Raw genomic sequence first — 13,376 nt, forward strand, 5'->3', positions numbered from 1 at the left:
TGAGCGTCCCATTGGGCGAAACGTTTGAAGGCCGGCCGGTTCCCCGGTCCTACGCGTTACTTGCAAGAACTCGCACGCATCAAGCCTACGAATCGTCCCTATGGAGGAACGCTACACTGACGCCCCGATTCCGGGGATTGTGCCGCCAGAGCCATCCAAGGCTTTCTTCTGTGGATGATCCGGCTCGAAGGGTTAACAGGGTCTTAACCACCCGAGTCTGTCCCCACCCGATTTGCGCGATTTTGGCACATCGCCATTGGCCCGACTCGGCATACAATGCGCGGCGCTGCATGACGAAGCTGTCACAGACGATGCTTCAGTGGGCACCCAAGTTCTCCTCCATCCTCGATCGTCATCCCAGCGAAAGCTGGGACCCATTCATCCGCTCGCGCCAGCTGTGAGTTGGGTCCCTGTTTTCGCAGGGATGACACCGAGTTGGTGGGTCGATTGGTTCGAAGCCTCAGAACAACCCGATCGCGCTGGCCCAGCCCGTGCGGATCGCCTCGGCCCATTGTGGAAAGCCATTGGCGATCACCTGCTGCGCCGCGGCCTCGAAGTCATAGGGCACGGCGCGAATGCTGGCCGACCATTGCCCGCCATGCCGCTCCAGCACCGCATAGCGTGCATCGGGCGCCCCGTAGTTGAACTGCAGCCCCACCGAGCCCGGGTTGACCACCAGCCGCCCGTCGCGCAGCCGCACGATGCGCGACACGTGGGTATGGCCGCAGAGCAGCACCGGGAAATCCAGCCCGTCCGCCTTCGCCGTCACGCTCGCTTCGCCCGGCATGGTCACCGTGCGGTCGGTCCACCAGGCGTCGAGCCACGGCTCTTCGTCGCTGGTCGGAGTGCCGTGGCAGAGGAACACTTCGCCCTCGATGTCGCGGGTCGCCGGCAGGCTCCTCAGATAGTCGTAATGCACCGGCCGCAGCCGCTCACTGACGAACCTGTCAACCGGTTGTTTCGATGCCGGCAGGCCGTTGGCGATGTAGCGGTCGTGGTTGCCGATGACGGTGGGGTAGTTGCGCTCGATCAAGAGGTCAGCCGTGCCCACCGGATCGAGGGGTCCGGCGAACAGGTCGCCCAGGTTGATCGTGGCATCGACCCCGACCATGGCGATACTGGCCTCGACCGCCTCCAGCGCCAGCCGGTTGCCGTGGACGTCGGAAATAACCGCGATTCTCATGGCTGCACCGTTCCCAGCAAATGCGGCGACGAAAAGTCTTCTGAACGTCCCTACAGCCCCTTCGGGCTGGCCCATCCCCAGGTCAGCGCTTCTGCCCAGGCCGGATAGCCCTTATCCAGCGCCTGCTTTGCCGCGGCAGCGTGGTCATAGGCAACCGCGCGCAACTCCGTATTCCACCCGGCCCGGCGCTTCTCGATGATGGCGTAGCGCGCATCGGGCGAGCCGATCTCGAACGGCAGCCCGACGCTGCCCGGGTTCACCACCAGCCGCCCATCGGCGAGCCTCAGGCTGCGCGGCACATGAGTATGGCCGCAGAGCAGCACGTCGTGGTCGAACCCCACCGCTTCCGCCTCGATATGGTCGCGCGCATGCATGGTCGCGATTGTGCCGACCATGGTGTCCATGAACGAGGTATTGTCGTCGCGCGGCGTGCCGTGACAGAGGAACACGTCCTCTTCGAGCAGCAGCGTCGCCGGCACCGAGGCCAGCCACTGCTGCTGGCGCGCATCGAGCATGCCGCGCACCAGCGCATCGATGTGCCAGTCCTTGTCGCGCCCATCGGTGATGTAGCGATCGTGGTTGCCGCGCACGGCAGGCAGCCCCAGCTCGATGAAGCGATCGGCCACGCCCAACGGGTTGCTTGGCCCGCTCAGGAAATCGCCGAGCGCCACCGTCGCCTCGACCTTCTCGAGGGCAATATCGTCCAGCACGGCATCCAGCGCTTCGAGGTTGCCGTGGACGTCGGAAAGAACCGCGATCCTCACTTGGACTTGAGCGCCTCGACCTGCGCCTTCAGCTCCTTGAGCTCGGCGCTCTGCGCCTGCACCAGCTCGCGCAGCGCGTCGTAATCCTCGCGTTTGACCAGGTCCATGTCGGCGACCAGCCGCTCGAGCTGCGATTTCACCGCCGTCTCGATCTCGCGGCGCACGCCATCGGCGACGCCGGCGGCGTTGTTCATCAGCTTGCCCAGCTCGTCGAATATCTTGCCACCCTGGGTCATCGTCCGTCCTCGCCTTCACAATTGTGCTCGATATCTAGGCTGCCGCCGGTGCCTTGACCAGACCATAGCGGTGGCTAAAAGGTCTCAGCCTCCTCGTCGCAATCTCGCCCACCCCGGCGGGCAATGCGCATGGGAGTGGATTTTCTCGACCCGGAGCGCGTTTCGTGCCCTTCCCCAATATCGATCCCATCGCCTTCGCCATCGGGCCGCTCGTCGTCCGCTGGTATGCGCTGGCCTATCTCATCGGTGTGTTGGGCGGCGCGGCCTACGCCACCACGCTGCTGCGCCGGCATGGGCTGTGGAAGGACAACCGCCCGCCCTTTGAGCCCTCGGCGATCTGGGATTTCGCCTTCTGGGCCGTGGTCGGCATCATCATCGGCGGCCGCATCGGCTATGTGCTGTTCTACAATTTCGGCTACTACGCGGCGAACCCCGGCGAGATCATCGCGCTGTGGGATGGCGGCATGAGCTTCCATGGCGGCCTCGTCGGCATCATGCTGGCCATGGCGCTGTTCGTCCGCTCGAAGGGCGGCAACATCCTTTCCGGCATGGACCTGCTCGGCGCCATCGGCACCATCGGGCTGTTCCTCGGCCGCGTCGCCAACTTCATCAATGCCGAACTCTACGGCGCGCCGACCACCCTGCCCTGGGCCGTGGTCTTCCCCACCGATCCCGAACACCTGCCGCGCCACCCGAGCCAGCTATACGAAGCGCTGCTGGAGGGCGTGCTGCTGTTCATCGTCATTCGCATCGCCACCAACCAGCTCGGGGCGCTGAAAAAGCCCGGCCTCGTCGCCGGCATTTTCGGCATCGGCTATGCGCTCAGCCGTATCTTCGTCGAGTTCTTCCGCCTGCCCGATGCGCAGCTCGGCTATCTCTATGGTGGCTGGCTCACCATGGGCATGGTGCTGAGCCTCCCCATTCTCGTCGCCGGCATCGGCCTCATCGTTTACGCCATGAGGCCTGCCCGTGGCTGATACCCGCTCCCTCGGCGATATCATCGACATGCAGCTGAGCCAGACCGGCCCTATGTCGCTTGCCACCTATATGAGCCTGGCGCTCACCCACCCGCGTTCCGGTTATTACACCGGCACCGATCCGCTCGGGGCCAAGGGCGATTTCATCACCGCCCCCGAGATCAGCCAGATGTTCGGCGAACTGGTCGGCTTCTTCATCGTCAACCTGTGGCAGCAGCTCGATCAGCCCAAGAGCTTCACCCTGCTCGAGCTCGGCCCCGGCCGCGGCACTCTGATGCAGGATGCGCTGCGCGTCGCCGCCAAGGCCGAGGGTTTTCTCGATGCCTGCCACCTGCAGCTGTTCGAGACCAATCCGGCGCTGCGGGAGCAGCAGGCCGAGCGGCTCGGCAAGTACAATCCCTATTGGGCCAGCGAGGTCGACGCCGTCGCCGACGATCCGCTGCTCGTCGTCGCCAACGAGTTCTTCGATGCCCTGCCCATCCGCCAGTTCGTCAAGGCGACCGACGGTTGGCACGAACGCCAGATTGGCCTCCGCGACGGCAAGCGCACTTTTGGGCTCAACCCGACGCCGATCCCCGCTGCCGCCATGCCGATCGAGCTGGCCAACGCCGAGCCCGGCGAAATCTACGAGGTCAGCCTCGCCGCCGCCGACATCATGGAGAAACTCGGCAGCCGCATTGCCGCGAACAAGGGAGCCATCCTCGCCATCGACTATGGCTACGCCACCACCCAGACCGGCGAAACCCTGCAGGCGGTGCGCAACCATGCATTCGCCGACCCGCTCGATGCCCCCGGCGAGATCGATTTGAGCGCGCATGTCGATTTCGGCGGCCTCGGCAAGGTCGCAACCGAGCTCGGCCTCACCGTCGAAAAGCTCTCGACGCAGCGCGATTTCCTCGGCGGACTCGGCATTGTCGAGCGCGCCACGCAGCTGGCCAAGGCCAATCCGGGCCAGATCGACACTATCGCCGCGGCGCTGAAGCGCCTCGTCGACAGCACCGAAATGGGCACCCTGTTCAAGGTGTTCTGCGCCCATTCCGGCAACATCGAGCCGATCGGTTTCCCGAAATGAGCATGCCTTTCGAAGTGAGCCGCGCCCTCGAGCGCATCCCCGGCATCCGGCACGGCTTTTTCGGCCGGCGCGGCGGCGTCTCGACCGGCGAGTTCTCCTCGCTCAATGTCTCGCTGTCGGCTGGCGACAAGCTGAATCATGTCATCGAGAACCGCGCGCAGATCGCTGGTATCCTTGGCTTTTCGCTCAACCAGCTGGTGACGCTGAAGCAGGTGCACTCGGTCACCGTGCTCGAGGTCACGCGCCAGCCCGACCCCGATGATATCCCCGAGGCCGATGCTTTCGTCACCCGCGTCCATGGCCTGGCGCTGGGCATCCTCACCGCCGACTGCACCCCGATCCTCTTCGCCGACCCCGAGGCCCGGGTGATCGGCGCGGCGCATGCCGGCTGGAAGGGCGCCACCGGCGGCATCGCCGAGGCAACCGTCGCCGCCATGGTCGACCTCGGCGCCCGCCCCGACCGCATCGTCGCCGCCATCGGCCCGACCATTTCCGGCCCGAACTACGAAGTCGGCCCCGACTTCGCCGCCGAGCTGATCCGCGACCACCGCGACGCCGAAAACCGCATCACCAAGCCGAATGGCGGGCGCGAGCATTTCGACTTGCCCGGCTTCGTGTTCGACCACCTGATCGCCGCCGGTGTCGGCCTGGTCGACGACCTGGGCATCTGCACCTATGCCGAGCCCAAGAAGTACTTCTCGCACCGCTACGCCACGCACAAGGCCATCACCACCGGGCGGCAGCTGAGCGTGATCGGGTTGGGCGGGTTGTAGTTCCTCTCCCAAGCTCGCCGTTACCCACCGGGTCATTCCCGCGAAAGCGGGAACCCCCGTTTGCGGAGTTCGCGGCACACGCAGAAAACAGAGGTTCCCGCTTTCGCGGGAATGACTCCGTGCCTGACCTCATGATTGCGGTCACCGGATGGATTGCGGTCACACCGCCCAGATTCCTTCACCGATCCGTCACAAGGCGCATTGCGCCCCGCTGCGCCCCAAGCTAAAGACCCGCGCATCAGGAGCCGGCAACTCCCCGGACCGGCCCGATAGCGGAGCGCGCTCGTGAAACTTGTCACCGGCAATTCCAACCGCGCGCTCGCCGAAGCCGTCGCGAGCTACCTCGAAGTCCCGCTGACCGACTGCACGGTCAAGCGCTTCAACGACAAAGAAATCTTCGTCGAAATCCACGAGAACGTCCGCGGCGAGGATGTGTTCATCCTGCAGTCGACCTCCTATCCGGCCAATGACAACCTGATGGAGCTGCTGATCCTGTCCGATGCGCTGCGCCGCTCCTCGGCCCGTCGCATCACCGCGGTGATTCCCTATTTCGGCTATGCCCGGCAGGATCGTAAGTCCGCCTCGCGCACTCCGATTTCCGCCAAGCTCGTGGCCAACCTGATCACCGAGGCCGGCGTCAACCGCGTGGTGACGCTGGATCTCCACGCCGCGCAGATCCAGGGCTTCTTCGATATCCCGACCGACAACCTCTATGGCGCGCCGGTGATGGTTCGCGATATCCAGGAGCACTACTCGCCCAACGGCAACGTCATGATCGTCTCGCCCGACGTCGGCGGTGTGGCCCGCGCCCGCGCCACCGCGCAGCGCATCGGCGCCGACCTCGCCATCGTCGACAAGCGCCGCCCCAAGGCCGGTGTCTCCGAAGTGATGAACATCATCGGCGACGTCTCCGGCCACGCCTGCATCCTGATCGATGACATCGTCGATTCCGGCGGGACGCTGGTCAACGCCGCCGAAGCCCTGCTCAAGGCCGGGGCCACCGAAGTCTCGGCCTACATCACTCACGGCGTGCTCTCCGAGGGCGCAGCCGAGCGCATCGCTGCATCGAAGCTGAAGGAACTGGTGATCACCGACTCGATCATCGCCACCGATGCCGCCAAGGCCGCCAAGAACATCCGCATCATCTCGATCGCCCCGCTGATGGGCGAAGCCATCGCCCGCACCGCCAGCGAACAGAGCGTCTCGAGTTTGCTGGACTGAGACCGCTCTCTCCTCATCTCCCCCCTTGCGGGGAGAATGGAATTTCTTGGGCTTAGCTTCTTGGCTAAGCCTTAGAAATTCCAAGAGAGGGGATGCGGAGCCACCGTGTCCAACCCACGCCCCCCTCTCTTGCCGCTAAGCCCAAGTTTTCGCTTTCTCCCCCGCCAAGGGGGAGATGGGCCGGTGAGCTGGCAAGTAGTGAAAATCCTCATCCCCCTGTCGAAATCGCCTCCTCTCGCCCGACATTGCCCTGAGGGGCTATCGTGCCCAGGAGAGGAGACACCGATGCGCTTTATGCTGATGCTCTATGCCGACGAGAAAGCCGGAGCCCAGATCCCGCCCGACCAGATGCAGAAGGCGATGGAAACGCTCTATGCCTATCAGGAGGCGCTGACCAAGGCCGGCGCCTTCGTGATGACCGCCCCCCTCGCCCGCACCCATGACGCCAAGACCCTGGTCATGGAAGGCGGCGACGCCAGCTATCGCGAAGACAACAAGGGCGGTGCTGCCTTCGTCAACGATGCCGGCGAGCTCAAGGTGCATGACGGCCCCTATGCCGAGACCCGCGAGCAGTTCGGCGGCTTCTACATCATCGAAGCGGCCGACATGGACGAGGCGCTTGCCTGGGCGAAAAAGTGCCCCGCGGCGCAGTGGGGACCGGTGGAAGTCCGCGCCCTGATCTCCGGATTCTGAGCGCCACAGATTTTTCTGAAGTTTTTTTGCCCGGGAGTCGAAATGGTCTGAGCACCCCCGTCATTGTCGTATCAGGGCACGGTGTCCTGACGCTGACGCGGCCATCGCCGCCAGCCCAATGACAGGGAAAAGACCGATGCAGATCAAGCTGACCAAGGTGTATGTCGACGAGCACGACAAGGCGCTGAAATTCTATACCGAGGTGCTGGGCCTCCAGAAGAAGGCCGACTTCGGCAATCACGGTTATCGCTGGCTGACCGTCACCTCGCCCGACGATCCGGATGGCACCGAGCTGCAGCTCGAGCTGAACAGTAACCCGGCCGCCAAGGCTTACCAGCAGGCGATGTTCGCCGAGGGCCAGCCCGCGCTGCTGCTCCACACCAAGGACGTGAAGGCCGACTATGAGCGGATCAAGGCCAAAGGCGGCGCGTTCATCATGCCGCCGACCGACGTCACCGCCTCGATCATCGCCCAGGTGGACGATACCTGCGGCAACATCATTCAGTTCGTGCAGTTGAACTGGTAAGCGCTGAGCAAAAGGAGAACCGAAAATGGCCACCGCGAAGAACACCGTGAAGCGCACCGACGCAGCCGCCGACAGTTTCACCGCCGAAGAAAAGGCCGCGATGAAGGAGCGCGCCAAGGAGCTGAAGCGCAACGCCAGCGCCGCCGAGGAAGAGCAGGCCGTGCTCGACAAGATCGCCGCCATGCCGGAGGCCGACCGCCGCCTTGCCGAGCGCATCCACACCCTCGTCAAGGCTGCGGCGCCCGAGCTGACCAGCAAGCTCTGGTACGGCATGCCGGCCTATTACAAGGACGGCAAGAGCATCTGCTTTTTCCAGGATGCGGCGAAGTTCAAGGCGCGCTACGCCACCTTCGGCTTCAACGAAGCGGCACGGCTCGACGATGGCAACATGTGGCCGTCGAGCTTCGCCCTGCTCAAGCTCACCCCCGCTGACGAGAAGCGCATCACCGAGCTCGTCAAGCAAGCCACCCGCTGAGGATCGCTCCACCATGCGCTACATGATGCTGATCCATCACGACGAAGTCGCCCTTGCCAATGCGCCGCAGAAGGAGCTCTGGGCCGATTACGCCGCGTTCAACGAGGCACTAGCCAAAGCGGGCGGCGGCATGGCGGCGGGCGAACGCCTGCAGCCGGCCTCGGCGGCGACCACTGTTCGCTTCGGCGACAGTCGAACCGAGGTGCTCGACGGCCCCTACGCCGATACCAGGGAGCAGCTCGCGGGCTACTTCATGATCGAGGTCGATAATCTCGACGAGGCGATCGCCTGGGCCAAGCGCTGCCCGAGCTCGCGCTACGGCTCGATCGAGATCCGTCCCTTGGCCGAGAACTACCCCCGGCCCGACCTCAGCCTCAGGCGCAAAGACTCCTGACATGCGGAGCTACGGCTGATGATGCAAAGCGAAGGCAACGAGGCCGCCCGGGCCGCCGAGCGCGCCTCTGGCGTCGCCGAGCGGGTGGCGCGCGAAAGCTATGGCCGCCTCGTTGCCTTCCTCGCCGCCCGCACCCGCGATGTCGCTGGCGCCGAGGATGCATTGGCCGAAGCCTTTGCGGCGGCTCTCCACAGCTGGCCGAGCGAGGGCGTGCCGCACAATCCCGATGCCTGGCTGCTGACGGTCGCCCGCCGGCGGCAGACCGACGCGCTGCGCCGCCGCACCACTCGGCAGGCGGGCGAGGAGCATCTCAAAATGATCGCCGATGAAATCGAAGCCGCGGCCGACGCCCCCGAGGAAATCCCCGACCGGCGCCTGGCGCTGATGTTCGCCTGCGCCCACCCGGCGATCGAGCGCGGCATGCGCGCGCCGCTGATCCTGCAGACCATTCTCGGGCTCACCGCCATCGATATCGCCGCAGCCTTCCTGATCCCGCCGGCGACCATGGGCCAGCGCCTGGTGCGCGCCAAGGGCCGCATCAAGGATGCCGGCATTCCGTTCGGCATCCCTGACAAGGAGCTGCTGCCCGAGCGGCTCGATGCCGTACTCGAGGCGATCTACGCTGCCTACACCAAGGGCTGGGCCGAGATCGGCGATGCCGCCTCGATCGAACTGGCTGAGGAAGCCATCTGGCTCGGCCGTCTCGTCGTCGGCCTCCTGCCCGATGAGCCAGAGGCCAAGGGCATGCTGGCGCTGATGCTCTATACCGAAGCGCGCCGCGCTGCCCGCCGCTCGGCTGACGGGGCGTATGTGCCGCTCGAACAGCAGGATACAAGCCTCTGGGACGACTCGCAGATCGGCCTCGCCGAGGCGCTGCTGAAAGCCGCCAACGCCGCCGGCCCCTCCGGCCGCTACCAGATCGAGGCGGCGATCCAGTCCGCCCATGTCACCCGCCGTACGCTCGGCGCCAACACCTGGCCCGCGATCCTCGCCCTCTACGATCACCTGCTGGCGCTCAGCGCCTCGCCGGTCGTCGCGCTGAACCGCGCCATGGCATTGGCCGAACTCGAGGGTCCCGAGGCGGCGCTCGCCGCCATCGCGCCGCTCGGCGACGACCGGCGCATGGCCGACTACCAGCCCTATTGGGCGGCGCGCGGTCACCTGATGGCGCAGGCCGGGTTGAGGGGCGAGGCACACGAAGCCCTCACCCTCGCCAGCGGCCTCGCCACCGATGCGGCGGTGCGGCACTATCTGCGCAGCCAGATCGCGGCGCTGGCGGATGGGTGACCTTCGGTCTCGGCAGTCGGCAATCGGCAATCGGCAGTCGCAGGACTCCCGCTACCTCCGCCCGTTCTTCGACTGCCTACTGCCGACTGCCCATTGCCCCGCCTTCGCCCCTTGCTCGCCGGGGCTTCTTCCACTATAGCCACCGCCCATGAAGCGCCCGTCACCCCTGGAGGACGGGTGCGTGAGCTTTGATGTGTCAGAGTTCACACCAACCCATGAATGGATCATTCAATGGCTACTGCTGCTAAAGAGCTCAAGGCTCAGGCGCGGAGCGGGGTGGGCAAGGGGGCCGCTCGTGCACTGCGTCGTGAGGGGCTCATTCCTGCCGTCATCTATGGTGACAAGAAGGCTCCCCTGCCGATCTCGATCTCGTACAACGAGGCGATGAAGTCGATCTACGCCGGTGGTTTCCTCTCCCACATCGTCACTGTTGACGTTGATGGCGAGAAGCACCGCGTCATTCCGCGCGACTACCAGCTCGATCCCGTCAAGGACAAGGCGCTGCACGTCGACTTCCTGCGCGTCGGCAAGGGCACCAAGCTCAATGTCCAGGTGCACGTGAAGTTCATCAACGATGACGCTTCCCCGGGCATCAAGCGCGGCGGTGTGCTGAACATCGTCCACCACACGCTCGACCTGACCGTCGATGCCGACCACATCCCCGAGGAGGTCGTCGTCGATCTCACCGGTCTCGATGTTGGCGACAGCGTCCACATCTCGTCGATCAAGCTGCCGGCCGGCGCGTCCGACCACAGCCACGAAGCTGACCTCACCATCGCCACCATCGTTGCTCCGTCGGGCCTGCGCGCCGAAGAAGCCGAAGAAGGCGCCGCCGAGGCTGCTCCGGCTGCCGACGCCCCCAAGGAATAAGCTGTCTATACGGGAGCGGGCCTCGCGTCCGCTCCCACCCTCCCCTGCCTGGAAGTTAGCCGATGCATCTCATCGTCGGCCTCGGCAATCCCGGGGACAAATACCGCAACAATCGCCACAATATCGGCTTCCTCGCGGTCGACGCCATTGCGCGCCGCCATAACTTTCCCGCGTTCCGCGAGAAGTTCCAGGGGCTGATCGCCGAAGGCGCGATCGACGGCGAAAAGGTGCTGCTGCTGAAGCCGCAGACCTACATGAATTCCTCCGGCGACAGCGTCCAGAAGGTGACCACCTTCTACAAGCTCGGGCCATCAGACGTTTCCGTCCTCTATGACGAGATCGACCTCGCCCCGGGCAAAACCCGGGTCAAGGTCGGCGGCGGCAATGGCGGGCACAATGGGCTGCGCTCCATTGATCCGCAGATCGGGCTCGGCTATCGCCGCGTCCGCCTCGGCGTCGGCCACCCCGGTCACAAAGACCTGGTGATGCCGCATGTGCTCGGCGATTTTTCGAAGGCCGAACAGCAGGCCTGGCTGATCCCGCTGCTCGATGCTATCGCCGACAATGCGGTGATGATCGTCAAGGGCGACGATAACGGGTTGATGAACAAGCTCGCCATCGCCGTGCAGGGTGACGGCGCCGAGCGCAGCCAGCGCCCGGAAACCGCCGACCCGACCCGCAAGAAGGCCCCAGCGCAAAGTCACATCCGCGCCGCTCGGCCAACTGCGCCGCAGGCCAAACTGCCTGAGACCGGTCCGATGGCGGACATGCTGAAGAAGCTGTTCAAGAAGGACTGAGCGTGGGCCTGTGGCTGCGGTGTGCTCGACGCTCCCTCAACCACCGGCTGTCATCCCAGCGAAAGCTGGGACCCAAGCCTCCCCCTGCGCAGACTGTGAGTTGGGTCCCAGCCTTCGCTGGGATGACAATCGAGCTTGTTGGAGGCGTCGCACCGGCCTCGCGGTCCCTCACCAAACCAATTGACTTCCGCGCCCGATCACCCGATGTGAAGCGCAACGATTGGCGCGGCTTTCTTCGCGCCGCCAACGACGATTTCCGGAGACTGTCATGGGTTTCAAGATGGGCATCGTCGGCCTGCCCAACGTGGGCAAGTCGACGCTTTTCAATGCGCTGACCCGCACTGCCAACGCGCAGGCCGCCAACTTCCCGTTCTGCACGATCGAGCCCAATACCGGCGAGGTCGCCGTCCCCGATGCGCGCCTCGATAAGCTCGCCACTATCGGCAAATCGGCGCAGATCCTGCCGGCCAAGATGAGCTTCGTCGATATCGCGGGCCTCGTGAAAGGCGCGTCGAAGGGCGAAGGCCTCGGCAACCAGTTCCTCGCCAATATCCGCGAATGCGACGCCATCGCCTATGTGCTGCGCTGCTTCGAAGACGGCAACATCATCCACGTCGCCAACAAGGTCGATCCGCTTGCCGATGCCGAAGTGGTCGAGACCGAGCTGATGCTCGCCGACCTCGAGAGCCTCGAGAAGCGCCGCAACGGCGTCGAGAAGAAGGCCAAGACCGGCGGCGACAAGGAAGCCAAGCTGACCCTCGAGCTGATCGATCGCTCGCTGCTGCTGCTGCGCGATGGCAAGTCGGCGCGCCTGGTGCAGCGTTCGGCCGAGGAAGAAAAGGCCTTTGTCGAGCTGCAGCTCTTGACCTCGAAGCCGGCGCTGTATGTCTGCAACGTCGACGAGGCCTCGGCCGCGTCGGGCAACGCCATGACCAAGCAGGTCGAGGAGTATGCCAAGCAGCACAACGCCGCGGTGATCGTCATCTCCGCCGAGATCGAGAGCCAGTTGGCGCAACTGCCCGACGAGGAGCAGGCCGAGTATCTCGAAAGCCTCGGACTGCATGAGCCGGGCCTCAACCGCCTGATCCGCGAGGCCTACCAGTTGCTGGGCCTGCAGACCTATTTCACCGTCGGCCCCAAGGAGACCCGCGCCTGGACCATCCACAAGGGTGACCGCGCCCCCCAGGCGGCCGGCGTGATCCACACCGATTTCGAGCGCGGCTTCATCCGCGCCCAGACCATCGGCTACGACGATTTCGTCACCCTGGGCGGCGAAGTCCCCGCCAAGGAAGCCGGCAAGGCCCGCGACGAAGGCAAGGAATACGTCGTCAAGGACGGCGACGTGATGTTGTTCAAGTTCAATACCTAAGGGAGCGTTTTCAGGAAAAAGCCTGTCCCCGCGAAGGCGGGGATTGCAGACTTTTCCGGTTCGAAAGCGCAACAAGCCAAATACGTTTTTGACCTCCTAACTCATAACCCCTGAGCCCCGTCATGCTCGACCAGCTCTTCGGCTCCTGGTGGCCGACGATATCGTCCTACCTCGCCGGACCACCGGCGCTGATCGGGGGCACCGTAACCCCCTTTACCGTCATTCCGACGGTGGGCTTCGCCCTGCTGCTGCTCGGCATCCTCGCCGCCATCCTGTGGCGCGAGAAGCAGGCGCTATGGGTGATCGGTCCGATCGTCGCCGCGGCGCTTACCCCGGTGATCCTTGCCATCGGCAATATCCTCGGTGGCTGGTTCGTGGTGATGTTCGCGCTGGTCATCGGGGCGGTGGGCCTGTTGCTCTGGACCGGTATCATCTCCGGCGACGCCGCCCGCCGCCTGCCGGTCTGGCTGCTCGGCCTGTTCGCGGTGAACTTCGTCGTCTACTGCACCGCTCGCAGCATCGCGATCATCTGGGGATTGGCGTAGTCCGAAGGTGGACCCTCTGCTCCGGAGGGCACCAGCGCTTCCCCAACCTCGATGTCATCCCAGCGAAAGCTGGGACCCCGCAGCGAGGGCTCTTGCCCTCGTCCGCTCACCTCCCGCACCAGCCGATAGATGGGTCCCAGCTTTCGCTGGGATGACCGCCGGTGGGTGGGGCAACATCCAGGTAGGTCTGCAAG

At 64.9% G+C, this 13,376-nt stretch carries 16 protein-coding genes; 13 read left to right on the forward strand and 3 right to left on the reverse strand.

Annotation, left to right across the window (positions count from 1 at the left end; genetic code table 11):
• Positions 1 to 460: 460 nt before the first annotated feature.
• Genes ASC89_RS20220 through ASC89_RS20230 form a run of 3 tightly spaced genes read right to left on the reverse strand, consistent with a single transcriptional unit; the run spans position 461 to position 2,183 of the window.
• Positions 461 to 1,183, reverse strand: a complete 723-nt coding sequence (locus tag ASC89_RS20220) for a metallophosphoesterase (protein WP_055880722.1) — start codon at positions 1,181 to 1,183, stop codon at positions 461 to 463.
• A gap of 50 nt (positions 1,184 to 1,233) precedes the next feature.
• Positions 1,234 to 1,947, reverse strand: a complete 714-nt coding sequence (locus ASC89_RS20225) for a metallophosphoesterase (protein WP_056001175.1) — start codon at positions 1,945 to 1,947, stop codon at positions 1,234 to 1,236.
• A complete protein-coding gene (locus ASC89_RS20230) occupies positions 1,944 to 2,183 on the reverse strand; it encodes an accessory factor UbiK family protein (protein WP_056001178.1) in 240 nt (79 codons plus the stop codon). Before ASC89_RS20230 ends, ASC89_RS20225 begins: the two co-directional genes overlap by 4 nt.
• 164 nt (positions 2,184 to 2,347) lie before the next feature.
• On the opposite strand from ASC89_RS20230, the gene lgt reads away from it, so the two are divergent.
• From lgt to ASC89_RS20295, 13 genes are all read left to right on the forward strand, one after another.
• Complete coding sequence (gene lgt, locus ASC89_RS20235; protein WP_056001181.1) at positions 2,348 to 3,160, forward strand: prolipoprotein diacylglyceryl transferase; 813 nt, start codon at positions 2,348 to 2,350, stop codon at positions 3,158 to 3,160.
• Entirely contained in the window at positions 3,153 to 4,232 is a 1,080-nt protein-coding gene (locus tag ASC89_RS20240; RefSeq protein WP_200940465.1) for a class I SAM-dependent methyltransferase, read from the forward strand. Before lgt ends, ASC89_RS20240 begins: the two co-directional genes overlap by 8 nt.
• A 2-nt stretch (positions 4,233 to 4,234) precedes the next feature.
• Entirely contained in the window at positions 4,235 to 5,005 is a 771-nt protein-coding gene (gene pgeF, locus ASC89_RS20245; protein WP_056001184.1) for a peptidoglycan editing factor PgeF, read from the forward strand.
• Positions 5,006 to 5,290: 285 nt separating this feature from the next.
• Complete coding sequence (locus ASC89_RS20250) at positions 5,291 to 6,226, forward strand: ribose-phosphate pyrophosphokinase (RefSeq protein ID WP_055880738.1); 936 nt, start codon at positions 5,291 to 5,293, stop codon at positions 6,224 to 6,226.
• A gap of 285 nt (positions 6,227 to 6,511) precedes the next feature.
• On the forward strand, positions 6,512 to 6,919 hold the full coding sequence (locus ASC89_RS20255; RefSeq protein WP_056001187.1) for a YciI family protein: 408 nt from the start codon (positions 6,512 to 6,514) through the stop codon (positions 6,917 to 6,919).
• Positions 6,920 to 7,055: 136 nt separating this feature from the next.
• The gene (locus ASC89_RS20260) at positions 7,056 to 7,445 is read left to right on the forward strand and encodes a VOC family protein (protein WP_056001190.1); all 390 of its coding nucleotides are present in this window, start codon (positions 7,056 to 7,058) and stop codon (positions 7,443 to 7,445) included.
• Between the two features lie 25 nt (positions 7,446 to 7,470).
• Complete coding sequence (locus ASC89_RS20265) at positions 7,471 to 7,920, forward strand: iron chaperone (RefSeq protein WP_056001193.1); 450 nt, start codon at positions 7,471 to 7,473, stop codon at positions 7,918 to 7,920.
• A gap of 13 nt (positions 7,921 to 7,933) precedes the next feature.
• Positions 7,934 to 8,314, forward strand: coding sequence for a YciI family protein (locus tag ASC89_RS20270; protein WP_055880748.1), 381 nt, complete (start codon positions 7,934 to 7,936; stop codon positions 8,312 to 8,314).
• A gap of 21 nt (positions 8,315 to 8,335) precedes the next feature.
• Positions 8,336 to 9,601: an RNA polymerase sigma factor gene (locus ASC89_RS20275; RefSeq protein ID WP_056001964.1), complete on the forward strand. Its 1,266-nt coding sequence runs from the start codon at positions 8,336 to 8,338 to the stop codon at positions 9,599 to 9,601.
• Between the two features lie 231 nt (positions 9,602 to 9,832).
• Complete coding sequence (locus ASC89_RS20280) at positions 9,833 to 10,471, forward strand: 50S ribosomal protein L25/general stress protein Ctc (RefSeq protein WP_055880751.1); 639 nt, start codon at positions 9,833 to 9,835, stop codon at positions 10,469 to 10,471.
• A gap of 62 nt (positions 10,472 to 10,533) precedes the next feature.
• The gene (pth, locus tag ASC89_RS20285; protein WP_056001196.1) at positions 10,534 to 11,268 is read left to right on the forward strand and encodes an aminoacyl-tRNA hydrolase; all 735 of its coding nucleotides are present in this window, start codon (positions 10,534 to 10,536) and stop codon (positions 11,266 to 11,268) included.
• 268 nt (positions 11,269 to 11,536) lie between these two features.
• The gene (gene ychF / locus ASC89_RS20290; protein ID WP_055880756.1) at positions 11,537 to 12,637 is read left to right on the forward strand and encodes a redox-regulated ATPase YchF; all 1,101 of its coding nucleotides are present in this window, start codon (positions 11,537 to 11,539) and stop codon (positions 12,635 to 12,637) included.
• Between the two features lie 122 nt (positions 12,638 to 12,759).
• On the forward strand, positions 12,760 to 13,182 hold the full coding sequence (locus ASC89_RS20295) for a hypothetical protein (RefSeq protein ID WP_055880759.1): 423 nt from the start codon (positions 12,760 to 12,762) through the stop codon (positions 13,180 to 13,182).
• Positions 13,183 to 13,376 lie beyond the last annotated feature (194 nt).

Source organism: Devosia sp. Root413D1, from assembly GCF_001425235.1.
Taxonomy (GTDB): Bacteria; Pseudomonadota; Alphaproteobacteria; order Rhizobiales; family Devosiaceae; genus Devosia_A.